This is a genomic window from Paenibacillus sp. 01L418 (genome assembly GCF_056400045.1).
Genome location: NZ_JBFTSN010000008.1, coordinates 1 through 23,670, shown reverse-complemented (window position 1 = coordinate 23,670; position 23,670 = coordinate 1). Strand labels below are relative to the sequence as shown.

39 protein-coding genes and 1 rRNA gene are annotated in these 23,670 nt (G+C 45.5%); 38 read left to right on the top strand and 2 right to left on the bottom strand.

Annotated features, from left to right (window positions below; translation table 11 throughout):
- Positions 1–8: 8 nt before the first annotated feature.
- From rplB to AC1DSE_RS02160, 34 genes are all read left to right on the top strand, one after another.
- Positions 9–839, top strand: coding sequence for a 50S ribosomal protein L2 (gene rplB, locus AC1DSE_RS02325; protein ID WP_076271428.1), 831 nt, complete (start codon positions 9–11; stop codon positions 837–839).
- A 67-nt stretch (positions 840–906) separates the two neighbouring features.
- Positions 907–1,188 carry a 30S ribosomal protein S19 gene (gene rpsS, locus AC1DSE_RS02320; protein ID WP_053373902.1) on the top strand — a complete coding sequence of 94 codons (282 nt, stop codon included), beginning with the start codon at positions 907–909 and terminating at the stop codon, positions 1,186–1,188.
- 43 nt (positions 1,189–1,231) lie between these two features.
- Complete coding sequence (gene rplV, locus AC1DSE_RS02315) at positions 1,232–1,567, top strand: 50S ribosomal protein L22 (protein WP_076271427.1); 336 nt, start codon at positions 1,232–1,234, stop codon at positions 1,565–1,567.
- A gap of 13 nt (positions 1,568–1,580) precedes the next feature.
- Positions 1,581–2,243 (top strand): 30S ribosomal protein S3, encoded by a 663-nt coding sequence (rpsC, locus tag AC1DSE_RS02310; protein ID WP_477527361.1) that lies wholly within the window; start codon positions 1,581–1,583, stop codon positions 2,241–2,243.
- Positions 2,244–2,245: 2 nt separating this feature from the next.
- Positions 2,246–2,680: a 50S ribosomal protein L16 gene (rplP, locus tag AC1DSE_RS02305; protein WP_028609647.1), complete on the top strand. Its 435-nt coding sequence runs from the start codon at positions 2,246–2,248 to the stop codon at positions 2,678–2,680.
- Positions 2,670–2,870 carry a 50S ribosomal protein L29 gene (gene rpmC / locus AC1DSE_RS02300; protein WP_053373905.1) on the top strand — a complete coding sequence of 67 codons (201 nt, stop codon included), beginning with the start codon at positions 2,670–2,672 and terminating at the stop codon, positions 2,868–2,870. Before rplP ends, rpmC begins: the two co-directional genes overlap by 11 nt.
- A 50-nt stretch (positions 2,871–2,920) precedes the next feature.
- Positions 2,921–3,184 carry a 30S ribosomal protein S17 gene (rpsQ, locus tag AC1DSE_RS02295; protein WP_076271426.1) on the top strand — a complete coding sequence of 88 codons (264 nt, stop codon included), beginning with the start codon at positions 2,921–2,923 and terminating at the stop codon, positions 3,182–3,184.
- Positions 3,185–3,231: 47 nt separating this feature from the next.
- On the top strand, positions 3,232–3,600 hold the full coding sequence (gene rplN, locus AC1DSE_RS02290) for a 50S ribosomal protein L14 (RefSeq protein ID WP_076271425.1): 369 nt from the start codon (positions 3,232–3,234) through the stop codon (positions 3,598–3,600).
- A gap of 46 nt (positions 3,601–3,646) precedes the next feature.
- Complete coding sequence (gene rplX / locus AC1DSE_RS02285; RefSeq protein ID WP_076271424.1) at positions 3,647–4,000, top strand: 50S ribosomal protein L24; 354 nt, start codon at positions 3,647–3,649, stop codon at positions 3,998–4,000.
- 31 nt (positions 4,001–4,031) lie between these two features.
- Complete coding sequence (rplE, locus tag AC1DSE_RS02280) at positions 4,032–4,574, top strand: 50S ribosomal protein L5 (RefSeq protein ID WP_053373908.1); 543 nt, start codon at positions 4,032–4,034, stop codon at positions 4,572–4,574.
- Positions 4,575–4,600: 26 nt separating this feature from the next.
- Positions 4,601–4,786: a type Z 30S ribosomal protein S14 gene (locus AC1DSE_RS02275; protein WP_054025317.1), complete on the top strand. Its 186-nt coding sequence runs from the start codon at positions 4,601–4,603 to the stop codon at positions 4,784–4,786.
- Positions 4,787–4,816: 30 nt separating this feature from the next.
- Positions 4,817–5,215: a 30S ribosomal protein S8 gene (rpsH, locus tag AC1DSE_RS02270; RefSeq protein WP_053373909.1), complete on the top strand. Its 399-nt coding sequence runs from the start codon at positions 4,817–4,819 to the stop codon at positions 5,213–5,215.
- A gap of 31 nt (positions 5,216–5,246) precedes the next feature.
- A complete protein-coding gene (gene rplF, locus AC1DSE_RS02265) occupies positions 5,247–5,789 on the top strand; it encodes a 50S ribosomal protein L6 (protein WP_076271423.1) in 543 nt (180 codons plus the stop codon).
- A gap of 60 nt (positions 5,790–5,849) precedes the next feature.
- Complete coding sequence (gene rplR / locus AC1DSE_RS02260) at positions 5,850–6,218, top strand: 50S ribosomal protein L18 (protein ID WP_054025315.1); 369 nt, start codon at positions 5,850–5,852, stop codon at positions 6,216–6,218.
- A gap of 30 nt (positions 6,219–6,248) precedes the next feature.
- Positions 6,249–6,746 carry a 30S ribosomal protein S5 gene (gene rpsE / locus AC1DSE_RS02255; RefSeq protein ID WP_054025314.1) on the top strand — a complete coding sequence of 166 codons (498 nt, stop codon included), beginning with the start codon at positions 6,249–6,251 and terminating at the stop codon, positions 6,744–6,746.
- 13 nt (positions 6,747–6,759) lie between these two features.
- The gene (gene rpmD / locus AC1DSE_RS02250; RefSeq protein WP_076271422.1) at positions 6,760–6,945 is read left to right on the top strand and encodes a 50S ribosomal protein L30; all 186 of its coding nucleotides are present in this window, start codon (positions 6,760–6,762) and stop codon (positions 6,943–6,945) included.
- A gap of 39 nt (positions 6,946–6,984) precedes the next feature.
- Positions 6,985–7,425: a 50S ribosomal protein L15 gene (gene rplO, locus AC1DSE_RS02245; protein ID WP_053373914.1), complete on the top strand. Its 441-nt coding sequence runs from the start codon at positions 6,985–6,987 to the stop codon at positions 7,423–7,425.
- Positions 7,426–8,727, top strand: coding sequence for a preprotein translocase subunit SecY (secY, locus tag AC1DSE_RS02240; protein ID WP_477527360.1), 1,302 nt, complete (start codon positions 7,426–7,428; stop codon positions 8,725–8,727).
- A gap of 91 nt (positions 8,728–8,818) precedes the next feature.
- The gene (locus AC1DSE_RS02235; protein WP_076271420.1) at positions 8,819–9,469 is read left to right on the top strand and encodes an adenylate kinase; all 651 of its coding nucleotides are present in this window, start codon (positions 8,819–8,821) and stop codon (positions 9,467–9,469) included.
- Positions 9,469–10,227, top strand: coding sequence for a type I methionyl aminopeptidase (map, locus tag AC1DSE_RS02230; RefSeq protein WP_477527359.1), 759 nt, complete (start codon positions 9,469–9,471; stop codon positions 10,225–10,227). The genes AC1DSE_RS02235 and map overlap by 1 nt, the downstream gene beginning before the upstream one ends.
- A gap of 7 nt (positions 10,228–10,234) precedes the next feature.
- Positions 10,235–10,516 (top strand): KOW domain-containing RNA-binding protein, encoded by a 282-nt coding sequence (locus AC1DSE_RS02225; protein WP_144376900.1) that lies wholly within the window; start codon positions 10,235–10,237, stop codon positions 10,514–10,516.
- A gap of 3 nt (positions 10,517–10,519) precedes the next feature.
- Positions 10,520–10,735, top strand: a complete 216-nt coding sequence (gene infA / locus AC1DSE_RS02220; protein WP_053373919.1) for a translation initiation factor IF-1 — start codon at positions 10,520–10,522, stop codon at positions 10,733–10,735.
- Between the two features lie 44 nt (positions 10,736–10,779).
- On the top strand, positions 10,780–10,893 hold the full coding sequence (gene rpmJ, locus AC1DSE_RS02215) for a 50S ribosomal protein L36 (protein ID WP_003333770.1): 114 nt from the start codon (positions 10,780–10,782) through the stop codon (positions 10,891–10,893).
- 19 nt (positions 10,894–10,912) lie between these two features.
- Entirely contained in the window at positions 10,913–11,281 is a 369-nt protein-coding gene (rpsM, locus tag AC1DSE_RS02210; RefSeq protein ID WP_054025308.1) for a 30S ribosomal protein S13, read from the top strand.
- 19 nt (positions 11,282–11,300) lie between these two features.
- Positions 11,301–11,696, top strand: a complete 396-nt coding sequence (gene rpsK / locus AC1DSE_RS02205) for a 30S ribosomal protein S11 (RefSeq protein WP_054025307.1) — start codon at positions 11,301–11,303, stop codon at positions 11,694–11,696.
- 126 nt (positions 11,697–11,822) lie between these two features.
- Positions 11,823–12,767, top strand: coding sequence for a DNA-directed RNA polymerase subunit alpha (locus tag AC1DSE_RS02200; protein WP_053373922.1), 945 nt, complete (start codon positions 11,823–11,825; stop codon positions 12,765–12,767).
- A 44-nt stretch (positions 12,768–12,811) separates the two neighbouring features.
- Positions 12,812–13,177: a 50S ribosomal protein L17 gene (gene rplQ, locus AC1DSE_RS02195; RefSeq protein ID WP_076271417.1), complete on the top strand. Its 366-nt coding sequence runs from the start codon at positions 12,812–12,814 to the stop codon at positions 13,175–13,177.
- 351 nt (positions 13,178–13,528) lie between these two features.
- Positions 13,529–14,281, top strand: a complete 753-nt coding sequence (gene truA / locus AC1DSE_RS02190; protein WP_054025305.1) for a tRNA pseudouridine(38-40) synthase TruA — start codon at positions 13,529–13,531, stop codon at positions 14,279–14,281.
- Positions 14,282–14,463: 182 nt separating this feature from the next.
- Complete coding sequence (gene rplM, locus AC1DSE_RS02185; protein WP_054025304.1) at positions 14,464–14,901, top strand: 50S ribosomal protein L13; 438 nt, start codon at positions 14,464–14,466, stop codon at positions 14,899–14,901.
- Between the two features lie 20 nt (positions 14,902–14,921).
- A complete protein-coding gene (gene rpsI, locus AC1DSE_RS02180; protein ID WP_054025303.1) occupies positions 14,922–15,314 on the top strand; it encodes a 30S ribosomal protein S9 in 393 nt (130 codons plus the stop codon).
- A gap of 267 nt (positions 15,315–15,581) precedes the next feature.
- Positions 15,582–16,277, top strand: coding sequence for a phosphoadenylyl-sulfate reductase (locus tag AC1DSE_RS02175; RefSeq protein WP_076271416.1), 696 nt, complete (start codon positions 15,582–15,584; stop codon positions 16,275–16,277).
- A gap of 25 nt (positions 16,278–16,302) precedes the next feature.
- The gene (gene sat / locus AC1DSE_RS02170; RefSeq protein WP_441885667.1) at positions 16,303–17,469 is read left to right on the top strand and encodes a sulfate adenylyltransferase; all 1,167 of its coding nucleotides are present in this window, start codon (positions 16,303–16,305) and stop codon (positions 17,467–17,469) included.
- Between the two features lie 129 nt (positions 17,470–17,598).
- Positions 17,599–18,387 (top strand): N-acetylmuramoyl-L-alanine amidase CwlD, encoded by a 789-nt coding sequence (gene cwlD / locus AC1DSE_RS02165; RefSeq protein ID WP_076271459.1) that lies wholly within the window; start codon positions 17,599–17,601, stop codon positions 18,385–18,387.
- A 113-nt stretch (positions 18,388–18,500) separates the two neighbouring features.
- Positions 18,501–19,622 (top strand): P-loop NTPase, encoded by a 1,122-nt coding sequence (locus AC1DSE_RS02160; RefSeq protein ID WP_076271414.1) that lies wholly within the window; start codon positions 18,501–18,503, stop codon positions 19,620–19,622.
- Between the two features lie 115 nt (positions 19,623–19,737).
- Here AC1DSE_RS02160 and gerD read toward each other — a convergent pair whose 3' ends face one another.
- The gene (gene gerD, locus AC1DSE_RS02155; RefSeq protein ID WP_477512339.1) at positions 19,738–20,442 is read right to left on the bottom strand and encodes a spore germination lipoprotein GerD; all 705 of its coding nucleotides are present in this window, start codon (positions 20,440–20,442) and stop codon (positions 19,738–19,740) included.
- Positions 20,443–20,627: 185 nt separating this feature from the next.
- On the opposite strand from gerD, the gene AC1DSE_RS02150 reads away from it, so the two are divergent.
- Positions 20,628–21,251: a KinB-signaling pathway activation protein gene (locus AC1DSE_RS02150; RefSeq protein ID WP_477527358.1), complete on the top strand. Its 624-nt coding sequence runs from the start codon at positions 20,628–20,630 to the stop codon at positions 21,249–21,251.
- A 1-nt stretch (position 21,252) separates the two neighbouring features.
- On the opposite strand, the gene pdaB is transcribed toward AC1DSE_RS02150, so the two are convergent.
- Positions 21,253–22,062: a polysaccharide deacetylase family sporulation protein PdaB gene (gene pdaB, locus AC1DSE_RS02145; RefSeq protein ID WP_076271411.1), complete on the bottom strand. Its 810-nt coding sequence runs from the start codon at positions 22,060–22,062 to the stop codon at positions 21,253–21,255.
- Between the two features lie 205 nt (positions 22,063–22,267).
- Here pdaB and AC1DSE_RS02140 point away from each other — a divergent pair, with 205 nt between their 5' ends.
- The 3 genes from AC1DSE_RS02140 to AC1DSE_RS02130 form a co-directional block, all read left to right on the top strand.
- On the top strand, positions 22,268–22,894 hold the full coding sequence (locus AC1DSE_RS02140) for a stage II sporulation protein M (RefSeq protein ID WP_430058125.1): 627 nt from the start codon (positions 22,268–22,270) through the stop codon (positions 22,892–22,894).
- Positions 22,895–23,021: 127 nt separating this feature from the next.
- Positions 23,022–23,243 (top strand): hypothetical protein, encoded by a 222-nt coding sequence (locus AC1DSE_RS02135; protein ID WP_053373934.1) that lies wholly within the window; start codon positions 23,022–23,024, stop codon positions 23,241–23,243.
- A gap of 206 nt (positions 23,244–23,449) precedes the next feature.
- A 16S ribosomal RNA gene (locus AC1DSE_RS02130) occupies positions 23,450–23,670 on the top strand; the annotation flags it as partial.

Sequence of the window (23,670 nt, the reverse complement as noted above, 5' to 3'; positions counted from 1 at the left end):
AAATCAAAGTGCCTATTAAAAAGTACAAACCGACCTCTCCTGCACGTCGTAACATGTCGGTCTCGACTTTCGAAGAGATCACGACAAGTACACCGGAGAAATCGTTGCTTGCTCCACTTTTCAAAAAAGCTGGACGCAACAACCAAGGTAAAATTACGGTTCGTCACCATGGCGGCGGACACAAACGTAAATACCGTATCATCGACTTCAAACGTACTAAAGACGGTATCGTTGGTAACGTAGCTACGATCGAGTATGATCCAAACCGTTCTTCCAACATCGCTTTGATCCATTATGTTGATGGTGCAAAAGCATATATCATCGCTCCTAAAGGTTTGAAAGTTGGAGATCAAGTGGTATCTGGAGTAGGCTCTGATATTAAACCCGGCAATGCAATGCCGCTTGTTAATATCCCTGTCGGTACAGTTATCCACAACATCGAATTAAAACCAGGCAAAGGCGGACAACTTGTTCGTGCAGCTGGTACTAGTGCTCAACTTCTTGGTAAAGAAGAAAACTATGTATCCGTTCGTTTGTCTTCAGGTGAAGTTCGTCGTATCTTGAACACTTGCCGTGCAACAATTGGTTCTGTTGGTAACGAAGATCACGAACTCGTGAAAATCGGTAAAGCCGGCCGTAACCGTTGGTTAGGCAATCGTCCAACTGTACGTGGTGTTGTCATGAACCCTAACGATCACCCACACGGTGGTGGTGAAGGCCGTGCTCCAATCGGACGTAAATCTCCGTTGTCACCATGGGGTAAACCAACTCTTGGTTACAAAACACGTAAGAAGAAAAAAGCATCAAGCCAATACATTATTCGTCGTCGCACGAAATAATAGCTGCTTGATAAAAACCGCGTGATACGAAAGTATCGCTACCGCTTATTTGAAGGGAGGAACACAAATGGGTCGCAGTTTAAAGAAAGGTCCGTTTATTGACGGATACCTGCTTAAAAAAGTCGAGGTATTGAACGAAGCTGAGAAAAAGGTCGTTATCAAAACCTGGTCCCGCCGCTCGACCATTTTCCCACAATTCATAGGTCACACGTTTGCGGTATATGACGGACGCAAGCACGTGCCTGTATATGTAACGGAAGATATGGTTGGACACAAGCTTGGTGAATTTGCACCAACTCGTACGTATAAAGGCCATGCCGGTGAAGACAAAAAAACGGGCAGACGTTAATTTGCCCTTAAACATCTCTAACTGAACGAGAGGAGGTTCCTACATGCCAGAAGCTAAAGCGCACGCTAAATATATTCGTATTGCACCTCGTAAAGCACAGCTTGTTGCGGATTTGATTCGCGGTAAACAAGTTGGCGAAGCAATCGCGATTTTGCGTCACACGCCTAAGTCTGCATCCCCAATTTTGGAGAAGCTGTTGAACTCTGCGATTGCTAACGCTGAGCATAACTACCAGCTTGACGTGAACAAATTGGTTATCTCGCAAGCCTTTGTTAACCAAGGGCCAACGATGAAACGTTTCCGTCCACGTGCGATGGGTCGCGCAAGCCGGATCAATAAAAGAACCAGCCACATTACCTTGGTGGTATCTGAAAAATAAGGAGGGAATACGTGTGGGTCAAAAGGTAAATCCAATAGGCTTCCGGGTCGGTGTTATCCGTGATTGGGAGTCCAAATGGTTCGCTGGCAAAGATTTCGGCGATCTTCTTATGGAAGACGTTAAAATCCGTGAATATTTGAAAAACAAGCTGAAAGACGCAGCAGTTTCTCACATCGAGATCGAACGTGCAGCTAACCGCGTGAACGTTACGATTCAAACCGCAAAACCAGGTATGGTTATTGGTAAAGGCGGTTCAGAGGTAGAAAACCTACGTACTGAGCTTGGTAAAATTTCTAAAGGCAAAAAAGTTCACATCAACATTTCTGAAATCAAACATGCAGATCTTGACGCTATTCTTGTAGCTGAAAGCATTGCACAACAACTTGAGCGTCGTGTATCTTTCCGTCRCGCATTGAAGCAAGCAATTCAACGCTCCATGCGTTCAGGTGCTAAAGGGATCAAAACCGCAGTTAGCGGTCGTCTCGGTGGCGCGGAAATCGCACGTTCGGAAGGCTACAGCGAAGGAACAGTACCACTTCATACACTACGTGCAGATATCGATTATGGCACGGCTGAAGCGGCTACAACATACGGCCGTATCGGCGTTAAAGTATGGATCTATCGCGGCGAAGTCCTTCCGATTAAGAAGAAAGCTCCCCAGGAAGGAGGCAACTAATCATGTTGGTACCTAAACGTGTCAAACACCGCAAACAACAACGCGGTCATATGAAGGGTCGCGCTAAAGGCGGCACTACAGTAGCATTCGGTGAATTCGGTCTACAAGCTCTAGAACCATCATGGATCACAAACCGTCAGATTGAAGCGGCTCGTATCGCTATGACTCGCTACATCAAACGTGGCGGTAAAGTTTGGATCAAGATTTTCCCTGCAAAACCTATTACTCAAAAGCCTCTTGAAGTGCGTATGGGTAGTGGTAAAGGTAACGTTGAGAAATGGGTAGCCGTAGTTAAACCAGGTAAAATCCTGTTTGAACTTGCTGGTGTATCCGAAGAAACCGCTCGTGAAGCGATGCGTCTTGCGGCTCATAAATTGCCAATCAAGACTAAATTCGTGAAGCGTGAAGAAGTGGGTGGTGAAGCAAATGAAAGCTAGTGAATTTAGAAACCTAACCTCTGCTGAGCTTGAACAACAGGTCGCTGGTTTTAAAGAAGAGCTTTTCAATCTTCGTTTCCAACTGGCTACTGGCCAATTGGATAACCCGACTCGGATCCGTGATGTGCGTAAAGGAATCGCTCGTGCTAAAACGATTTTGCGTGAAAGAGAACTCGGAATTAGCAGCTAGTAAATCCCTTACATGAATGCATAATCATGGCTGAAGGAAGGAGGAAGAACATGAGCGAACGCAATGCCCGCAAAGTGTTAATTGGCAAAGTGGTAAGCGACAAGATGGATAAAACAATCGTAGTTGCTATTGAAACATATAAAAAACACGAATTGTACCATAAACGCATTAAAGTTACGAAAAAATTTAAAGCGCACGATGAAAATAACCAAGCGAAGATTGGCGACATCGTGAAAATCATGGAGACTCGTCCGCTATCGAAAGATAAGCGCTTCAGACTTGTGGAAGTTGTTGAAGTTGCTGTTATTATCTAATGAGCGTATGCAGTATCTGAGCATTTTTCCGAAAGGAGGACGTTGAAATGATTCAACCATTTTCGCGCTTAGCGGTTGCTGACAACTCTGGCGCAAAACAATTGATGTGTATCCGTGTACTTGGTGGAACGGGACGTCGCGTTGGACACATCGGCGATTTGATCGTTTGCTCAGTAAAACAAGCAACACCAGGCGGCGTTGTCAAAAAGGGTGACGTTGTTAAAGCGGTTATCGTTCGTACAAAACGTTCGGTTCGTCGTAAAGACGGTTCGTACATCGCATTTGACGAAAACGCAGCTGTTATCGTTAAAGAAGACAAAAGCCCACGTGGCACACGTATCTTTGGACCAGTTGCCCGTGAACTTCGCGATAGAGATTTCATGAAAATCGTATCGCTTGCTCCAGAAGTAATCTAACAACCTATATAAGCTTGAAAGCACAAGCGTGCAGGAGGTGTAACTCATGCCAAGGCTGAAAAAAGTACTCGAATCCCATAACAACAAATTGCACGTGAAAAAAGACGATACGGTTATCGTAATTACCGGTAAAGATAAAGGTAAGAAGGGCCGCGTTATCGCTGCATACCCGCGTGAAAATCGCGTTCTTGTAGAAGGTGTAAATACTGTTAAGAAACATACTCGTCCATCACAAGCTAACCCACAGGGCGGTATTATCGAACAAGAAGCACCAATTCACGTATCAAACGTTATGCATATCGATCCGAAGAGCGGTAAAGTAACACGTATCGGATACAAAGTGCTCGACAACGGCAAGAAAGTTCGGATCGCGAAACGTTCCGGAGAAGTAATCGACTAATCGTTACGGTAGGAAAGGAGGTCCATGATCAATGGCAGCAAGATTGAAAGGTCGTTTCTTAAACGAAATAACTCCTGCTCTTATGCAGAAGTTCAACTATACGTCTGTTATGCAAGTGCCGAAAATTGAGAAGGTAGTTATCAACATGGGGGTAGGCGAAGCGGTTTCCAATTCGAAAATCCTTGATGTAGCTGTTGAAGAACTACGTATCATTTCCGGTCAAAAACCAGTCGTTACTCGTGCGAAGAAGTCTATTGCAGGCTTTAAGCTTCGTGAGAACATGCCAATCGGGGTTAAAGTTACTTTGCGCGGTGAGCGTATGTACCATTTCCTTGATAAACTGTTCAACATTTCTCTTCCGCGTGTACGTGACTTCCGCGGTGTATCAAACAAAGCTTTTGATGGCCGCGGTAACTATACGCTTGGTTTGAAAGAGCAATTGATATTCCCAGAGATCGAGTACGACAAAGTCGATAAAGTGCGCGGTATGGACATCGTCATCGTCACGACGGCAAAAACGGACGAAGAATCTCGTGAACTGCTGACCCAAATGGGCATGCCGTTTACGAAGTAATCCACTTTTAGGAGGTGTAATACCCAGTGGCAAAAACTTCGATGAAAGTGAAGCAACAACGCACACCGAAATTTAAAGTGCGCGCGTATACGCGCTGTGAGCGTTGCGGCCGTCCGCATTCTGTTTTGCAAAAGTTTAAAGTTTGCCGGATTTGTTTCCGTGAGTTAGCACATAAGGGCCAGATTCCTGGCGTTAAAAAAGCAAGCTGGTAATCAGCCTAGTTTGGGAAGGAGGTTAACACAATGGTTATGTCTGATCCGGTTGCAGATATGTTGACGCGTATTCGTAACGCGAATGTCGTTCGTCACGAGACCGTGGAAATGCCCGCTTCGAAAATGAAGAAGCAAATCGCTGAGATTTTGAAGCGCGAGGGTTTTATCCGCGACGCTGAATATATCGAAGACAACAAACAAGGGATTATCCGTATTTTCTTGAAATACGGCCCTAACCAAGAACGCGTTATTACTGGCTTGAAACGTATTTCAAAACCAGGCCTTCGCGTTTATACACAATCAACTGAAATCCCTCGTGTACTCGGTGGACTTGGAATTGCAATTATTTCCACTTCCAAAGGGATTATGACTGATAAAGAAGCTCGCCAAGTTAAATCTGGCGGCGAAGTAGTTTGCTACGTTTGGTAAGTAACAAGTCACAAAGATAGGAGGTGTAACAATGTCCCGTATTGGTCGCAAACCAATCCAAGTGCCTAACGGCGTAACAATCAGCTTGGACAACACAGTTATTACTGTAAAAGGACCGAAAGGCTCACTTTCCCGTGAAATTCACAAAGATATGGTTGTGAATGTAACTGAAACTGAAATCCTAGTAGAACGTCCTTCCGATAATAAATTGCATCGCTCGTTGCACGGAACAACTCGCAGCATCATCGCTAACATGGTGAGCGGCGTTACTGAAGGCTTCTCCAAAAACTTGGAGCTAGTTGGCGTAGGTTACCGTGCAAGCAAAACTGGAGACAAAATCACACTTAACGTTGGTTACTCTCACCCAGTTGAGATCACTCCAGATAGCGGCATCGAGTTCGACGTTCCTGCGAACACTAAGATTACTGTTCGTGGTATCGATAAAGAACTAGTTGGCGCAACTGCAGCGAAAATTCGTTCCGTACGTGAACCAGAACCGTATAAAGGTAAAGGTATCAAGTATGAAGGCGAACGCATCATCCGTAAAGAAGGTAAAGCTGGTAAGAAAAAATAAGCAAACGGTTCGTTTGCTTAAGATAGCGTCTTAAGGCTGAAAGAAAGGAGTGAACTTTGTATGATTACGAAAGGCGACAAAAACAAGGCTCGTCTGAAAAGACACCTTCGTGTTCGTAAAAAAATTAACGGTACAGCTGCACGTCCGCGTCTATCTGTATTCCGTTCCTCCAAGCATATGTATGCTCAATTAATCGACGATGTTTCAGGAGTAACAATCGTTTCTGCATCCACACAGGATAAAGAATTGACTGAAGCAATTGGCAACGGTGGTAACATCGATGCAGCTAGCAAAGTCGGAGAATTGATTGCGAAACGCGCTCAAGCTAAGGGTGTAACCCAAGTAGTATTTGATCGCGGCGGTTACTTGTATCACGGCAGAATTCAGGCACTTGCTACAGCAGCTCGTGAAGCTGGCCTAGAATTCTAATCGACTTTATTTATAAGGAGGTTAAACGACTTGCGTGTAGATCCAAATACGTTAGAACTGACTGAAAAAGTTGTTAATATCAATCGCGTATCTAAAGTTGTAAAAGGCGGACGCCGTTTCAGCTTTAGTGCACTAGTAGTAGTCGGCGACGGTAAAGGCTACGTTGGCGCAGGGATCGGTAAAGCAGGCGAAGTACCTGATGCAATCCGCAAAGGTATTGAAGATGCTAAGAAAAACCTGATCCACGTACCAATCGTTGGCACGACTATTCCCCATCTTGTACTCGGACATTTCGGTGCAGGTGAAGTTCTTTTGAAGCCAGCTTCAGAAGGTACTGGCGTTATCGCTGGCGGCCCAGTTCGTGCAGTTCTTGAACTTGCTGGTGTCGGCGACATCTTGACGAAATCGCTAGGTTCTTCGAACTCCATGAATATGGTTAATGCAACGCTTGAAGGTCTTTCCCGTCTTAAACGCGTGGAAGAAGTTGCTAAGCTTCGTGGAAAAACAGTCGAAGAGCTGTTACGCTAAGGAGGGAAATAAGATGGCAAAATTGCAAATCACCCTCGTTCGCAGTTTAATCGGTCGCAACGAGAAACAACGTGCAACGGTTGAGTCTTTCGGTCTTAAGAAGATTCGTCAAGCAGTTGTTTTGAACGATAGCCCAGCTGTCCGCGGCATGGTTAACACTGTTAGTCACTTGGTAAAAGTTGAAGAAGTACAAGAATAGATAGCTGTTCTAAGAATTAAATAAGGAGGTGCACGAACGATGAAATTGCATGAGCTAGCACCAGCACCGGGCTCAACCCAAGCGCCAAAGCGCAAAGGTCGCGGTATCGGTTCCGGTAACGGTAAAACCGCCGGTAAAGGTCACAAAGGTCAAAACGCTCGTTCCGGCGGCGGCGTTCGTCCTGGTTTCGAGGGCGGACAAAATCCTTTGTATCGTCGAGTGCCGAAACGCGGATTTAACAACCCGTTCCGCAAAGAGTACGCAATTGTCAACATTGAAGAGCTAAATGCTTTTGCAGCAGGTACTGAAGTCACTCCAGAAGTTCTCATCGAGACTGGGATCGTTAAGAACCCGCTCGCAGGAATCAAAATTTTGGGTAATGGTGAAGTTAGCGTTACACTTACTGTTAAAGCAAACAAGTTCTCTCAATCTGCGGTAGAGAAAATCCAGGCTGCCGGCGGTAAAACCGAGGTGATCTAATTGTTCAAGACCGTGTCCAATATTTGGAAAGTGGCGGATCTTCGTACAAGGATCCTCTTCACCCTTTTCATCCTATTAATATACCGCATCGGTGCTTTTATTCCGGTACCTGATGTAAACAAAGATGTGTTTAAGCAAGTTAATACAGCCGGTTCGGAACTGTTCGGCTTGCTTAACACGTTTTCCGGCGGTGCTTTGTTCCAATTCTCTATCTTTGCAATCGGAATTACCCCATATATTACAGCGTCGATTATCGTACAGTTGTTGTCTATGGATGTTATCCCGAAATTTGCTGAGTGGGCAAAKGAAGGCGAGAACGGTAAACGTAAGCTCGCACAAATCACTCGTTATGGTACGATTGTTCTTGGTATGATCCAAGGTTTCGCAACAGCGATCGGCTTTAACCGTCAATACGGTTATGAAATGATCGTTGGCGCAACATTCGTTGATTACTTGCTTATCGCTATTATCTTGACAGCAGGTACTGCTTTCTTGATGTGGCTGGGTGAGCAAATTACGGAAAAAGGAATCGGAAATGGTATTTCCATTCTTATCTTTGCAGCAATCGCAGCTGGTATTCCTGGACACATTCGTACGATCGTCGAAGATCAGTTCGTAGGTGCTCAAGACCAACTGTTCCTGAACATTATCAAAATGGTACTGATTCTGATTGCGATTATCGCAATCATCGTCGGTGTTATATTCGTACAGCAAGGTATTCGTAAAATTCCTGTTCAATACGCAAAACGTGTTGTTGGACGGAAAATGTACGGCGGACAATCGACGCACATTCCGATGAAAGTGAACGGCGCAGGCGTTATTCCGGTCATTTTCGCGGTTTCACTCATCATGTTCCCGGTTACGATTGCTCAGTTTTGGTCCACTCAGGGTTGGGCAGACTGGATTATTAAGAATATGAGCTATGACCAGCCGCTTGGTATGGTATTGTACGTATTGTTAATCATCGGGTTTACCTTCTTCTACACTTTCGTTCAGATTAATCCGGTTCAAATGGCCGATCAAATGAAGAAAAATGGCGGATATATTCCAGGCATTCGTCCAGGAAAGCCAACTTCGTCTTACCTAACACGCGTTATGTCGCGTATTACGTTGACAGGTGCAATTTTCTTGGCGGTTATCTCAATCATTCCGGTATTCTTCGGGACACTTGCTGGATTACCTAAGTCAGTGCAGCTAGGTGGTACTTCATTACTAATCGTTATCGGTGTTGCACTTGATACGATGAAGCAAATCGAGAGCCAGTTGATCAAACGCCATTACAAAGGGTTTATCAATAAATAACAATAGGTTCTGACCGGGCTTCCGCGTTCGTCAACAGGCGCTCTGCGGCAGCCCGCCCGAGCCTATTGTGCTTAAAGCGAGGAACTCAGCAATGAACATTTTATTCATGGGCCCTCCGGGTGCCGGTAAAGGTACACAAGCTGAACGGATCGTAGAAGAGTTCGGTATTCCCCACATTTCCACTGGTGATGCATTCCGCCTCGCTATGAAACAAGGAACCGCACTTGGAATCAAAGCGAAAGAGTATGTCGATCAAGGCTTGCTCGTTCCCGATGAGATCACGAACGGCATTGTAAAGGAAAGACTTGAACAAGCCGATTGCAAAAATGGATTCTTGCTCGACGGGTTTCCTCGCACACTGCAGCAAGCAGAAGCACTTGATGTTATGCTTGCGGAGCTCGGACGCAGTATTGACCATGTTGTAAATTTAAAAGTTGATCGCAGCTTGCTGCTTGCTCGTTTGACGGGCAGACGCATATCGAAAACGACTGGTACGACTTATCATGTAATCTTTAATCCACCTAAGGTCGAAGGTATCTGCGACAAAGACGGCGGAGAATTGTATCAGCGTTCTGATGATACAGAGGAAAAGGTCGGAACTCGTTTGGATGAGTATACATCCAAAACCGCACCTCTACTCGATTACTACAGTGCTAAAGGTCTCCTTCGCGAAGTCGACGGCGAGAAGGACATTGATGTTGTAACATCAGACATCGTTTCCTGCTTGCGAGGTTCATTGTAATGATTATATGCAAATCCGAATCGGAGCTGCGTTATATGAGGGAAGCAGGACGCATTGTTGYGGAAACGCATCGATTGATGGCGCAGGCTGTGAAACCAGGCATCACTACTCGTGAGCTTGACCAAATCGCTGAAACGTACATTAAGAGTCAAAATGCGATTCCTTCCTTCAAAGGTTACAATGGTTTCCCTTCCAGCATTTGTGCTTCTGTGAATGATGAGCTGGTGCACGGCTTCCCTGGGTCACGCAAGTTGAACGAAGGCGATATAATTAGTATCGATATCGGTGCGCAATTTGAAGGCTATCACGGAGATTCAGCTTGGACCTATGCGGTAGGAGCTGTAACCCCTGAAGTTCAGAAGTTGCTCGATGTGACGGAAGCATCGCTTTATGCGGGGCTTGCGCTCGTCAAACCGGATATTAGGCTATATACAATTTCGCATGCTATTCAAAAGGTAATTGAAGATGCAGGATTCTCCGTAGTACGGGAATACGTAGGGCACGGAATCGGCGCGGACCTCCATGAGGAACCACAAATACCGAACTACGGCATACCAGATCGCGGACCTCGTCTGAAGACCGGAATGGTGCTTGCAATCGAACCAATGGTTAATATCGGTGAACGATATGTCCGGACGCTCGAAGACAATTGGACGGTTGTAACGGAAGACGGCTCATGGTGTGCTCATTTCGAGCATACAGTAGCTGTTACAGAGGACGGCTTTGAAATATTGACCATTTTGCCGCAGCAACCATAGTATGACGATGGAAGCTCGTCCCCAGATTGGTCAGTTCGTCAAAGTACTTCGCGGTAAAGATGAGGAAAGCTATGCTGTTATCCTAGCAATCGTTGATGAGCGATTCGTCATGATTGCCGATGGCCATAAGCGCCGATTCGATGGACCGAAGAAAAAGAACGTTCTGCATCTCGAGTTACAGCCTGCAATTAGTTCTGAGGTTTCAAGCAGTATGCAAGAGACCGGCAGGGTGACCAACGCAAAGTTACGTTATGCAATTCAGAAGTATTTAAATGCGAAAGGAGAATGACGGTTGGCTAAGGAAGACATCATTGAGGTCGAAGGTACGGTTATTGAACCGTTGCCGAATGCCACGTTCAAGGTGGAGCTGGAGAACGGTCATCAAATTCTCGCACATGTTTCCGGTAAGCTCAGAATGCACTTTATTCGCATCCTGACAGGAGACAAGGTGGTTATACAGTTATCGCCTTATGATTTATCAAAAGGGCGCATCACCTATCGTAAATAGGCTCAATTTGGGGCTTATTACGAAAGATTCGGGAGGTAATCACAATGAAGGTTAGACCTTCGGTAAAGCCGATCTGCGAAAAATGCAAAGTCATTCGTCGCAAAGGCAACGTTATGGTGATTTGTGAAAATCCGAAACACAAACAAAAACAAGGATAGAAGGAGGGGAATATAGCCTATGGCACGTATAGCTGGTGTAGACTTGCCGCGTGACAAACGCGTCGAAATCGCCCTGACATACATTTTCGGTATCGGCAAAACAACGTCGCAAAAACTTTTGAATACAGCTGAAGTTAGCTACGACACTCGTGTTCGTGACTTGACAGAAGACGAACTTGCTCGCCTTCGCGAAGCAATTGATAAATCTGTTAAAGTAGAAGGCGACTTGCGTCGTGAAATTTCACTTAACATTAAACGTCTGACTGAAATCGGATGCTACCGTGGACTTCGTCACCGTCGCGGCTTGCCTGTTCGCGGTCAACGTACTAAGACAAATGCACGTACGCGTAAAGGTCCTCGTCGGACTGTAGCTAACAAGAAGAAATAAGAAGGGAGGATAATGGACAATGGCTAAACCAAAAAAAGTCGTTCGTACAAAACGCCGCGACCGGAAGAATATTGAGACTGGCGTTGCGCACATTCGCTCGACATTCAACAATACGATCGTTACGATCACGGATCCTCACGGCAATGCAATTTCATGGGCAAGCTCTGGCAACATGGGCTTCAGAGGCTCACGTAAGAGCACGCCTTTCGCAGCGCAAATGGCTGCTGAAACAGCTGCTAAAGCTGCGATGGAGCATGGCATGAGAACTGTCGAAGTGATGGTAAAAGGACCAGGCGCTGGCCGCGAAGCTGCGATTCGTTCGCTTCAAGCTGCTGGATTGGAAGTTAACCTCATTAAAGACGTAACACCAGTTCCTCATAACGGATGCCGTCCTCCGAAACGTCGTCGCGTATAGTTGGATCTGATGTGGTATCAAATATCAACAACTTGTGAATAATGGTTGTGAAGGTTTGGCATACTACAAGGTTTGACTTAAAATAACGTAAGCTAACGGAGCGACGTTTGAAGGAGGGTACTATTAGTGATTGAGATCGAAAAGCCGAAAATCGAAACCGTAGAACTGAATGATGAAGGAACTTACGGACGTTTCGTCGTCGAGCCGCTTGAACGCGGATATGGCACGACGCTTGGGAATTCGCTTCGCCGAATTTTGTTGTCGTCGTTGCCGGGTGCAGCAGTAACTTCGGTTCAAATCGATGGAGTGCTTCACGAGTTCTCTACGGTTCCCGGAGTGATTGAGGATGTTACCGAAATCATTCTGAACCTGAAGGGCCTCTCGTTGAAAATCCACTCCGATGAAGAAAAGGTGTTGGAAATCGACGCGGATGGCGAAGGGAATATTACAGCGGGCGACATTCGAGCAGACAGCGATGTCGAGATTTTAAGCCCTGATCTTCACATCGCAACCTTGGCCTCCGGCGCGCGGCTCCATATGCGGGTATTTGCTAATCGGGGACGCGGTTACGTGCAAGCGGATCGCAACAAGAAAGACGAACAACCGATTGGTGTAATTCCTGTAGATTCGATTTACACGCCAATTACTCGTGTAAATTATAGCGTTGAAAATACGCGTGTTGGTCAAGTAACTAACTACGACAAGCTAACGCTTGAAGTATGGACTGACGGTAGTATTAGACCGGAAGAGGCTGTGAGCCTCGGCGCTAAAATTTTGACCGAGCATTTGGACTTGTTCGTTGGATTGACCGATGAAGCCAAAGACGCTGAAATAATGGTTGAGAAGGAAGAAGATAAGAAAGAGAAAGTTCTAGAGATGACGATCGAGGAACTTGATCTTTCCGTCCGTTCTTACAACTGCTTGAAACGCGCTGGAATCAACACGGTTCAAGAGCTAATTACGAAATCCGAAGAGGATATGATGAAGGTCCGTAACCTAGGCCGTAAATCCCTCGAGGAAGTTCAAGAGAAGCTTGAAGAGCTTGGTTTGGGCCTTCGCATGGAAGAGTAGTAACCAACTAGTGAAGACTTAAGAGCAAGGGAGGGGAAAACAAGATGGCATATCAAAAATTAGGACGTGACGCTAGTGCACGGAAAGCTTTGTTCCGTGACCTCGTTACTGACTTGTTCCTTTATGAGCGTATTCAAACGACTGAAGCTAAAGCGAAAGAAGTTCGTTCAATCGCTGAGAAGCTGATCACTAAAGCTAAGCAAGGTGATCTTCATGCTCGTCGTCAAGTAGCTGCTTATGTTCGTCGCGAAACTGTCGATGGTACACAAGACGCTATTCAAAAGCTATTCTCCGATCTAGCACCTCGCTATGCGGAGCGTGCAGGCGGCTACACGCGTATTCTAAAACTAGGACCCCGTCGCGGCGATGCTGCGCCTATGGTTTACCTAGAATTGGTTGACCGCGCGTAGGTTACCTAATAAATGAAATGTATAAGCTTGTCCACAGCGTTAAACCTTGTCCAAGCTTTATACGCGAGCGGTAAACGGCTTGTGCCTGCCAACGTGGGGGATGAGCTGCCAACGCAATAAAATATAAGTAAGTATTAGGGTCTCCCTATACTTCTTATATTTTAATGAAAAGGGTGGACCCTTGCGGCCACCTTTTTTTGTTTGAAAAGAATGATTTGTTATTCATGCCAGGGGCAATAGATGAGCTTGTGTGATACCTACAGGTGTCCATAAGGCTTAGCATCTTAGGTTCTCTTAGCAAGAGGGAATTTTGGACGTTTAGGTATCCCTATAGTTAAAGGGGGGGATAGGTTGAGGAATATATGCGTAAAGGTCAGTTATGACGGGGCAGGCTTCAACGGTTTTCAGACGCAGCCTTACGGCAGAACGGTTCAGGGTGAAATAGAGAAGGCCATAAAGAAGCTGACGGGCGAGACGACCATTATTATTGGCTCGGGTCGCACGGATGCGGGAGTGCATGCGCGGGGACAAATATTCAATTTCTATACGGAATCTACGATTCCGACAGAGAGATGGGCGATTGCGCTTAATACGCGGTTGCCGAAGGATATCGTCATTATTGAAGCATTCGATGTGCCAGAACATTTTCATGCAAGAAGATCCGCTAAGCGCAAAACGTATCGCTATACGATTGATACTGGTAAGTTTCCTGATGTATTTGGCCGACAATATCGCTTTCATCATCCGACGCCGCTTGATGTGGATGCGATGCGGGAAGGTCTCAGCTACCTAGTAGGTAAACATGACTTTACTTCCTTCACATCGATACATTCAACCAAGCCTCATCATATTCGTACGATCTATGAAGCAGATTTTGTTCAGGAAGGCCCAATCGTGCATATGTACGTGACAGGCAATGGTTTTCTGTACAATATGGTTCGAGTCATTATGGGAACTTTATTATGGGTTGGCGAAGGGAAGATGGCTTCATCGGAGATCAAAAACATCCTTGAGGGGCGAAATCGTTCGCTTGCTGGTCCTACGGCAATGCCGCATGGATTGATGTTGATGGATGTTGAATATTCCAGCGAAATACAGGGATAAATCACTATAAATTACTTGCACTTACTTATTCTTTATAGTAGAATATAACTTGTGCTTTCGAAGTGGCTAACCCACAGCCCCGACTGAGATTGTCACAAACTTGGCTATCAACAATGAACAAACAAATCAACGTTTACGTTGTTATAAAAACGATTAATGTATGAAATTAAGGAGGATCATCCATGCGTACCACTTATATGGCTAAATCAACTGAAGTTGATCGTAAATGGTTCGTCGTCGATGCGGAAGGCAAAACGCTAGGCCGCTTGGCGAGTGAAGTTGCTGCCCTGATCCGCGGCAAACACAAACCGACATTTACGCCACATGTTGATACAGGCGATTTCGTTGTTGTTATCAACGCTGAAAAAATCCATCTGACAGGTAAGAAAATGTCAGATAAAATTTACTACAGTCACTCCATGTACTCCGGCGGATTGAAATCCACTCCGGCTCAAGAGATGATTAAAAACAAGCCAGAACGCGTAATCGAACTGGCTGTACACGGCATGTTGCCTAAGAACCGTCTTGGTAACAAAATGAAGCTTAAACTTAAAGTATACGCAGGTGCTGAACATCCGCATCAAGCACAAAACCCTGAAGTTTACGAACTTCGCGGGTAATAAAGAGGAGGACAAGTTTCATGGCTCAAGTGCAATACTATGGAACCGGTCGTCGTAAACACTCTGTTGCACGTGTACGTCTTGTGCCGGGTGAAGGACGAATCATTATTAACAAACGCGACCTTAATGAATATTTTGGTCTAGAAACATTGAAGCTGATCGTAAAACAACCGCTTAACCTTACTGACACATTGTCTAACTACGATGTACTAGTAATTGCTAACGGCGGCGGTATGTCCGGTCAAGCAGGCGCTATCCGTCACGGTATTTCACGTGCTTTGCTTAAAGCAGACCCTGAATTCCGTCCGGCTCTAAAACGTGCTGGCTTCCTAACTCGTGATCCGCGTATGAAAGAGCGTAAAAAATACGGTCTTAAAGCGGCTCGTCGCGCTCCACAATTCTCGAAACGTTAATACTTCAAAATGTCTTCTCTGCTTGCCAGAGAGGGCATTTTTTTGTTTATAGAAGAAAAGCTACATCCAATTTAGATTTTTTTACTGCTATTCCCTTAAAAACACCTTTGCTGATCGGAAGACGCATAAGGTGTTTTTTGGTGCGTCCAATAAAATTTCAAACTTTATTTCATTTTGGTTAAAACTTATATTGAACATTTCACTTTTTGGACGTATAATTTTTATACAGAGCAATTTACTAGGAATTAAAAACGGAGGGCAAAAAAAATGAACCTTTTTGAAAAAGAAGCGCTTATCAAACAAAAGGAAGTTGAGCTCGAAAACGCAACACCGGAAGAAATTATTGCGTTTGCGGTAGAAACTTTCCCAAATATTACGTTTGCATGTAGCTTTGGTGCTGAAGATGTTGTGCTTGTTGATATGCTGCAGAAAATTAGCCCGAAAACGGACATTTTCTATTTAGATACGGATTACCATTTCAAAGAGACGTATGAGACTCGTGATTTGATGGCTAAGCGCTACCCAGGCATTCCATTCGTAGAAGTAAAGCCTGAAATTACACCTGAGGAGCAAGCTGCTCAGTTTGGCGAAGAGCTTTGGAAATCCGATGCGAACGCATGCTGCAACATTCGTAAAGTTAAACCATTAACCCAAATTCTTTCGAAATATGATGCTTGGATTACGGGTATTCGCCGCGATCAAGCACCTACTCGTGCGAATTCCAAAAAAATTGAGTACGACACAAAATTCGGGCTCGTTAAATTTAATCCAATCGCTCACTGGACATCCGAGGACGTATGGAACTATATTCGCGAGAATGATGTTATTTACAACCCATTGCATGATCAAAACTACCCGAGCATCGGTTGCGAGCAGTGCACGCGCAAAGTAATGCCTGGTGAAGATCCACGCGCTGGACGCTGGGCAGGTCAAGAAAAAACAGAATGCGGATTGCATAAATAAGCACTCTCGAGGAGGAGCAATATCAATGAGTCAAATTCTACCGCACGGCGGCGTACTCGTTAACCGTGTCGCTACGGGCGAACAACGTGAAGCATTACTAGCTGAAGCTGCTACCCTTAAATCGATTACGATCAACACTTGGGCTATATCTGACCTTGATTTGATCGCAGTTGGAGCATTTTCCCCACTTACTGGTTTTATGAACGAAGCTGATTACCAGTCCGTTGTGAAAGACATGCGTCTAGCAAATGGCACGGTATGGAGCATTCCTATTACGCTTGCTGTAGAAGAAGCGAAGGCAGCAGAGCTGTCCGCAGGAGAACGTGCAGCGCTAGTCGGTGAAGATGGCGTAACATACGCAATTATCAGCATTGATAGCATTTATTCGGTTGACCATAAAGTTGAAGCAGTGAATGTGTTCAAGACAGATGATTTGGAGCACCCAGGCGTTCAAAAGCTGTTCGAACGCTCTTCCATAAATGTAGGCGGAGAAATTACGGTGCTGAATCGTCCGCAGCCTGAGAAGTTTAACGAGTTTTATTTTGACCCAGCGGAAACGCGTCGTTTATTTGCAGAAAAGGGCTGGAAAACCGTAGTTGGCTTCCAAACTCGCAATCCGGTTCACCGCGCGCATGAATACATTCAAAAAACAGCAATGGAAATTGTTGATGCGCTTTTCCTCAATCCGCTCGTTGGTGAAACGAAATCGGACGATGTTCCTGCGAATGTACGGATGAAGAGCTATCTTGCACTGCTTGACAACTATTATCCGAAGGATCGTGTATTCCTTGGCGTATTCCCGGCAGCTATGCGTTACGCTGGGCCTCGTGAGGCGATCTTCCATGCTCTTGTTCGTAAAAACTATGGCTGCTCGCATTTTATTGTTGGACGCGATCATGCCGGTGTAGGCGACTACTATGGAACATACGAAGCTCAGGATCTGCTCAAAACGATTCCAGTAGAGGATCTAGGCATTACTCCACTTTATTTCGAGCACAGCTTCTTCTGCAAAGAGTGCGGCAACATGGCTACTTCAAAAACTTGCCCTCATGACAAGGAGCATCATTTGACGCTTTCGGGTACGAAGGTACGCGCATTGCTGCGCGATGGCATTTGCCCGCCGCCTGAGTTCTCCCGTCCTGAGGTTGCTAAAATACTGATTGAAGGCATGTCTGAGCAGCCAGTAGTTTAATTAACCGAATAACTTAAGGTTTGTCTCATAAACGACCATCTCGTCCCATATAAATGAATGTGTGCATTTGGCTAGATTAAGCTGTTTGCTGCTGTGTATTCATTTGATGGAAAACGGGGTGGTTTTTTTATGCGCCGAATTGATCGGCATGTTGTCATTTGGTTGACGTATAAGGGCTTAATTCGAATCAGTATCGGATTGCTGGTTATTGCACTAACGGGCATACTGCTTACACAATCGATGCCTTCAAAAAAAGCATGGTCGTATTGGACGCTGCCTTTGTCAGGCAAGACTATAGCCATTGATGCCGGGCATGGCGGGGCAGACGGCGGTGCGGTCAGTAAGCAGGGCATTATCGAAAAGGATTTAAACTTAGCGATTGCGCTGTATTTGCGCGATTATTTGCAGCAGGCTGGAGCGGTCGTTGTTATGACAAGGGAAGGGGATTACGATCTTGCAACAGGGGATTCAAGAGCCTATAGCAAGCGCAAGACAGAGGATTTAAAGAAGCGAGTGTCCCTTATTAAAAATAGCAATCCTGCCGCAGTCATAAGCATACATATGAACAGTATCCCTTCAGCTAAGTGGACGGGTGCACAAACCTTTTTTCATCCGGACAATCACCCAGACAATCGGATTCTCGCAACCTTCATACAAGATGAGATTAAACGCAATTTAGAAAACACGACAAGAGTTGCCGCTACCGTGAAGGATGTTTATGTGCTGAAGGCAATCGAGAACATTCCGACGGCACTCGTTGAGGTGGGCTTTCTATCTAACCCTGGGGAATCACAGCGACTTGCGGATACGGAGTACCAAAGATCAGTAGCTGCCTCCATCTATGAGGGTATTCTAAGATATACTGCAGGGGAGAAGCTGAGCGGAAGCGTGCTGCAAGACGAGGTAACCGACAAGTAAGAAACCTTTCGCCGAAAATGAAGCAAAGGTGCACCCTATGACTTGGTTCATGGGCTTACTGTGTTATACTAACTATTATATAGTTTTAATTATATAAAGGTGGGACACAACCTATGTTGACACGAGAGCAAGTTATAGAGGCCGTCGAAATCGTGACGGCACAGCATAAAGCGGATGGGGTTACCATCCGCGATGTAATGGTTCGGGACCGTCAAGTTTCGATGACGGTCCTTGGGTCTGGCGCGGCAATGGAGCCCGCGCTGGAAGCCTCGCTCCGCGAGGCGCTGGCGCGCCTGGGCGCCGAAACCGTGCATTTCCGGTTTCGGGCCGAGGCAGCGCCTGCCGCAGGCGCAGGCGCGTCTACGCCGCCGCCAGCGGCAGCTGCAGCACCGGCTGCGGCTAGCGCCGGTGCTGGCAAATCTAGCGGCCCAGCGCCCGTTCAGGGGCATGGGGCCGGCTTAGCTAACCCGCTGCTGGATCCTGCCAGCGGGGTGCAGTTCATCGCCGTCGCGAGCGGCAAGGGCGGCGTCGGCAAATCGACAGTGACCGTCAACTTGGCGGTCGCTTTAGCCCGCAGGGGCAAGCGCGTCGGCATCATCGATGCGGATATCTACGGCTTCAGCGTGCCGGATATGATGGGGATCGAAGAGCGCCCGGATGTTGTGAATGAACGGGTCATCCCTATTGAGAAGTTTGGTGTTAAGGTGATGTCCATGGGCTTCTTCGTAGAGGACAACAGCCCAATCGTGTGGCGCGGACCGATGCTTGGCAAAATGCTGCGCAACTTCTTCCAAGAGATTGAATGGGGCGAGCTTGACTACCTGCTGCTAGACCTTCCGCCGGGTACGGGAGATGTGGCGCTTGATGTTCATCAGATTATTCCGCAAAGCAAAGAAATTATCGTAACTACCCCGCATGCTACAGCAGCATTCGTTGCAGCTAGGGCAGGCGCAATGGCGATTAAGACGGAACACGAAATTATTGGAATCGTTGAGAATATGTCCTATTTCGAATCTAAAGTTACCGGCGAGAGAGAATATGTATTTGGCCGCGGTGGCGGCGCACGCCTCGCAGAGACGCTTCATTCAGATCTGCTTGCTCAAATTCCATTGGGGGCGCCAGACAATCATGTATCTGAGCCTGACTTTGCACCATCGGTATACAAAGCCGATACTGAAACAGGGAAGATGTACTTGGAGCTTGCAGACAGCGTATTAGCGAAATGCGGCAAATAGTCAAATAACAAAAGCCCGAACCATTGTCTAAGGCAGCTAATCCTTGCTGCCATGCGGACAACCTGTTCGGGCTTTTTTGAATTCATTTTATGCAGTGAAAACAATACTTCTACCGCTACATAGCCGAATCGCCGCCTTGTTCATCACCGCCGCCTGAATCGTCCCCGCCGCCGCCTTCCTCATCGGATTTTTGCTCACCGCCCGATTCTTCTTTCTTTTTATCTACTTTCTGGTCTGGGCTTGGTTTAAGCTCTTCTTGTACTGCTTTTTTCATCAGATCAAGCACTTCAAGTCGAAACAATGGATTTTGCATCGCATCCTGCATAAGGGACATCACTTCCTTGCGGTATTGCGTACTTTGCAGCACCTCAAGAATCATCTTGTCCATTTCAGGGTTTTTAAGCACCTTAATTAAATCAGCTTGATAGGAGGGGTCCTTTATTAGTTCTTTATGGATTTGTTTATTTTGCTTATTAACGGATTTGGCAAATTCCCCCGCGAAACGTGGATCAACCATAAGCTTTTTGATTACCTTGTCGTACTGAGGAGAAATAAGGACATCCTTAACCGCTAAGCGAACCTCCTCCTGATCCTGCACAGACAGCAGCTTAGAGGTTTGGCCACTATAACCGGAAATTTGCTGTGATGACTCCTGCAGTGCTTTTTGGGCATCCTCCGTTTTGAGGATATCAATAACCATCGTTTTTAAATCCTTGTAGCTGACCTGCTCATTACTACCTCCAGAGGACTCGGCGCCACAGCCTGATAAAACAAATAACATGGCTGTAATAACCGAAAATAAAGCAAAGCTCTTACGCATGATTCGCAAGCTCCTTCCTATGTCATTGCTGCTGCATACCGTTTGGATAAACAAATCGTTCGAAAAGTGATGGATCGTATAGTTATTATGTACAAAGTTCACCGGATTATCATGGACAGACTTTAGCTTTTTATTGTGAACGTGGTAAAATAAAGGGTAATGTGGATAACAGGAGGATAATGAACGTGAATTTAAAAAAGTGGTTCTTTTTATTTTGGAGCGGCATGGTAGTAGGCGGGCTTGCCTGCGTAATTACCGGTGCGTTGATGGCTTGGGTAGATCCGGAGTTTGGGTTCTTAGGCTTTAAAGCTGTCGGCTTTAATGCATTAATGATGGGTTTGGTCGGATTAATGATTGGAGCATTTAGCCAAATGGGCTTTTTCGCTTATTTAACGTTAAACTACATCGCTCTTAGCGTATTCGGCAAAAAATATTTATGGAATGCGCTGCAAGGCTATACGACGTTATTCGCAGCAATAGGGCTGGGGTATATGTTGTATGAGCAGCGCCTGAACAACTGGTTTTTCTGGACATTGCCGCTTACCCTGCTTCTATTTTCTGTTGCAGTATCATGGTTCAAGGTTAAGCAAACGAACAAAACCGCTTTTGTGCCAACCATGTTTTTGATGTTCTTCATTACATTCATTGAGTCTTGGCCTGCGCTGCAAGGTGAAACGAACGTATCTGCTATTGTATTTATGATGGTTCCTTTATTCGTCTGCAATGCATACCAAATTATGATGATGCACCGTTTGGTCAAAAAAGAAACAACCGACTCAGCAGCGATTGCTGCGAAGCCGGTCGTTTAACTTAATATTCTAGTTCAGCAGCATTAATTTGCGGGAATGTAGAGGATGTCTTGTCCTGCACCGCTTTGCCGTCAACCTCAGTTTGTGTGATGAGGTCGGTTACCGTAACAAACTCATAGCCTTTTTCACGCAGCTGATCAATAACGATCGGAAGCGCCTCATGTGTCTGCTTTACGGAATCACTCGCATGGAACAAAATGATGTCGCCAGGATGAGCACGCGTAACGACCCGATTAATAATTTTGTCGGTGCCGATGTTCATCCAGTCGAGTGAATCCGTATCCCACTGAATTACCTTATATTGCAGCTCTTCAGCAATGCGCAGTACCCGCTTGTCAAAATCTCCGTTAGGAAGTCGGATCAATTTCGGTTGTTTTCCCGTTACGTCGGATAAAATGGTGTGTGCAGTCGTAATTTGTTTACGAATTTCTTCATCGCTAAGCTTGCTGTAATTATCATGCTTGTGGCCATGGCTGCCTATTTCATAACCAGCCTCTTGAATCTTTCTGACGATCTCGGGATGGGACTGGCTCCATGGTGAAGATAAGAAGAAGGTAGCCTGCTTAATGTTTTTCTCTTTTAGCACATTAAGAATGGGTTCCGTGCGTTTATCGCCCCAACTAATGTCAAAGGTAAGAGCAACAACCTTTTTGTCAGTGGGTACGCTGTAGATTGCAGCCGGCTGCTGCGGAGCAAAGACGGTGATGTTGTCACGTTCGGCATAAATGATGCCAATGGAAAATACGACAGCGATAGCAATTAAGAAATACCTTTTCAACTTTCGGCCATTCAGAACATAAAAAACGTTCATTGGGAAGGGCACTCCTCTCTAATGGAAGCTTGTACAAAGATAAGAAAGTATAAATCCGACCTTTATACTTCACTTATCCTTAATTGCGAAACGAGTATTTGCCTCCAACGAAGGCTGCCGTCGTTTACGCTTGTAGTACAATCTATGCTCGTACTACAGAGATATTCATCCATCTTGCGAACTTACAAGCTGCGGAGGGGATAAAATGTTTAAATGGCGTTTGATTTGGGAGCATTTTAAACAAATGAATCCCTATATAGCGTTTGGATCCATATTATTTTTAGCAGGCATGGTTATCGGAGGCACGAACCCAGCGTTCAGAGCTTTTCTTGATGAACAGCTGAAGGGGCTAGGACAGCTCGCTGAAATGATCGATGATTCCAAAAATCCAACGTTAACGATGATGATTTTCATTTTTTTGAATAATGCGGTCAAATCGATACTGGTTATGTACTTAGGTGCTTTGTTTGGGGTATTGCCTTTCTTTTTCTTAGTTGTAAATGGAATGATGATCGGTTATTTACTGAAAACGACAGCTGAGCTTCATGGCGGCGGGTATGTGATGGAGCTTATTGTTAAAGGTTTGCTGCCGCACGGAATTCTGGAAATTCCCGCGATTATTATTGCATGTGCTTATGGCATGCGTTTTGGAGTACTCATCTTCAAAGCGGTCGGATCACTTGTATTTGCAAGATCTAAGACAGGGAATATAAGCCGAGAGCTTGAAAGCTTCGTCGTTCGTACCGTTCCTGTCATGGTTATTTTGACGATTACACTGCTTATTGCGGCGGTAATTGAAAGTACAATTACATTATGGTTGTTGCAGATGTAATATTTTTTCCAATATTTGAGCATAACAGTAAAGCAGTGTCGAAACGCATTTGCGTGAGACGTTGCTTTTTTGTTCGTTAAAGGACGATCAAGTTGCGCTTTTCAACTTAAGGAGGTCACTCACGGCTATGCTCGGAATACTATTCAACGATAAAGAATGCAAAGAACTCGACTACGTCCTTCGCAAAGAGCTGGATGAAATGCTGCTCGACTTGAATGATTCAAGATTAGATGGTGATATTAAGCAAGCGATAACCAGAAGATATAAGATCATCTTCCGTATGTACGCACGTATTGCCTCCCCGAAAGAGCTATCGCGTTATGCATTAAATGCGCGTTCTTATCGATAAAATCAAGTTTTAAAACTTTTTTAAAAAAAGGGGTTGCATTTAATTGGGCCCCTGTGATATATTATTTCTTGTCGCCRCTGAGACACACGCGGTTGACACGAAAGAATGAATTGTTCTTTGAAAACTGAACAACGAGTAATAACTGCCTTGCAAATCCTTCGGGATGAGCAAATATAGCGATAAAAGTTATGAGCAAGTCAAACACCAATTTGGAGAGTTTGATCCTGGCTCAGGACGAACGCTGGCGGCGTGCCTAATACATGCAAGTCGAGCGGAGTTGATGAGGTGCTTGCACCTCTGATACTTAGCGGCGGACGGGTGAGTAACACGTGGGTAACCTGCCTGTAAGACTGGGATAACAGGGTGAGTAACACGTGGGTAACCTGCCTGTAAGACTGGGATAACATTCGGAAACGAATGCTAATAC

Excerpts from the sequence above, each read along its gene's own strand:
- rpsS (WP_053373902.1), top strand. The coding sequence starts at position 907 with ATGGGTCGCAGTTTAAAGAAAGGTCCGTTTATTGACGGATACCTGCTT.
- rplV (WP_076271427.1), top strand. The coding sequence starts at position 1,232 with ATGCCAGAAGCTAAAGCGCACGCTAAATATATTCGTATTGCACCTCGT.
- rplP (WP_028609647.1), top strand. The coding sequence starts at position 2,246 with ATGTTGGTACCTAAACGTGTCAAACACCGCAAACAACAACGCGGTCAT.
- rpmC (WP_053373905.1), top strand. The coding sequence starts at position 2,670 with ATGAAAGCTAGTGAATTTAGAAACCTAACCTCTGCTGAGCTTGAACAA.
- rpsQ (WP_076271426.1), top strand. The coding sequence starts at position 2,921 with ATGAGCGAACGCAATGCCCGCAAAGTGTTAATTGGCAAAGTGGTAAGC.
- rplN (WP_076271425.1), top strand. The coding sequence starts at position 3,232 with ATGATTCAACCATTTTCGCGCTTAGCGGTTGCTGACAACTCTGGCGCA.
- rplX (WP_076271424.1), top strand. The coding sequence starts at position 3,647 with ATGCCAAGGCTGAAAAAAGTACTCGAATCCCATAACAACAAATTGCAC.
- rplE (WP_053373908.1), top strand. The coding sequence starts at position 4,032 with ATGGCAGCAAGATTGAAAGGTCGTTTCTTAAACGAAATAACTCCTGCT.
- rpsH (WP_053373909.1), top strand. The coding sequence starts at position 4,817 with ATGGTTATGTCTGATCCGGTTGCAGATATGTTGACGCGTATTCGTAAC.
- rplF (WP_076271423.1), top strand. The coding sequence starts at position 5,247 with ATGTCCCGTATTGGTCGCAAACCAATCCAAGTGCCTAACGGCGTAACA.
- rplR (WP_054025315.1), top strand. The coding sequence starts at position 5,850 with ATGATTACGAAAGGCGACAAAAACAAGGCTCGTCTGAAAAGACACCTT.
- rpmD (WP_076271422.1), top strand. The coding sequence starts at position 6,760 with ATGGCAAAATTGCAAATCACCCTCGTTCGCAGTTTAATCGGTCGCAAC.
- rplO (WP_053373914.1), top strand. The coding sequence starts at position 6,985 with ATGAAATTGCATGAGCTAGCACCAGCACCGGGCTCAACCCAAGCGCCA.
- AC1DSE_RS02235 (WP_076271420.1), top strand. The coding sequence starts at position 8,819 with ATGAACATTTTATTCATGGGCCCTCCGGGTGCCGGTAAAGGTACACAA.
- AC1DSE_RS02225 (WP_144376900.1), top strand. The coding sequence starts at position 10,235 with ATGGAAGCTCGTCCCCAGATTGGTCAGTTCGTCAAAGTACTTCGCGGT.
- rpmJ (WP_003333770.1), top strand. The coding sequence starts at position 10,780 with ATGAAGGTTAGACCTTCGGTAAAGCCGATCTGCGAAAAATGCAAAGTC.
- rpsM (WP_054025308.1), top strand. The coding sequence starts at position 10,913 with ATGGCACGTATAGCTGGTGTAGACTTGCCGCGTGACAAACGCGTCGAA.
- rpsK (WP_054025307.1), top strand. The coding sequence starts at position 11,301 with ATGGCTAAACCAAAAAAAGTCGTTCGTACAAAACGCCGCGACCGGAAG.
- rplQ (WP_076271417.1), top strand. The coding sequence starts at position 12,812 with ATGGCATATCAAAAATTAGGACGTGACGCTAGTGCACGGAAAGCTTTG.
- rplM (WP_054025304.1), top strand. The coding sequence starts at position 14,464 with ATGCGTACCACTTATATGGCTAAATCAACTGAAGTTGATCGTAAATGG.
- rpsI (WP_054025303.1), top strand. The coding sequence starts at position 14,922 with ATGGCTCAAGTGCAATACTATGGAACCGGTCGTCGTAAACACTCTGTT.
- AC1DSE_RS02175 (WP_076271416.1), top strand. The coding sequence starts at position 15,582 with ATGAACCTTTTTGAAAAAGAAGCGCTTATCAAACAAAAGGAAGTTGAG.
- sat (WP_441885667.1), top strand. The coding sequence starts at position 16,303 with ATGAGTCAAATTCTACCGCACGGCGGCGTACTCGTTAACCGTGTCGCT.
- cwlD (WP_076271459.1), top strand. The coding sequence starts at position 17,599 with ATGCGCCGAATTGATCGGCATGTTGTCATTTGGTTGACGTATAAGGGC.
- AC1DSE_RS02160 (WP_076271414.1), top strand. The coding sequence starts at position 18,501 with ATGTTGACACGAGAGCAAGTTATAGAGGCCGTCGAAATCGTGACGGCA.
- gerD (WP_477512339.1), bottom strand. The coding sequence starts at position 20,442 with ATGCGTAAGAGCTTTGCTTTATTTTCGGTTATTACAGCCATGTTATTT.
- pdaB (WP_076271411.1), bottom strand. The coding sequence starts at position 22,062 with ATGAACGTTTTTTATGTTCTGAATGGCCGAAAGTTGAAAAGGTATTTC.
- AC1DSE_RS02140 (WP_430058125.1), top strand. The coding sequence starts at position 22,268 with ATGTTTAAATGGCGTTTGATTTGGGAGCATTTTAAACAAATGAATCCC.
- AC1DSE_RS02135 (WP_053373934.1), top strand. The coding sequence starts at position 23,022 with ATGCTCGGAATACTATTCAACGATAAAGAATGCAAAGAACTCGACTAC.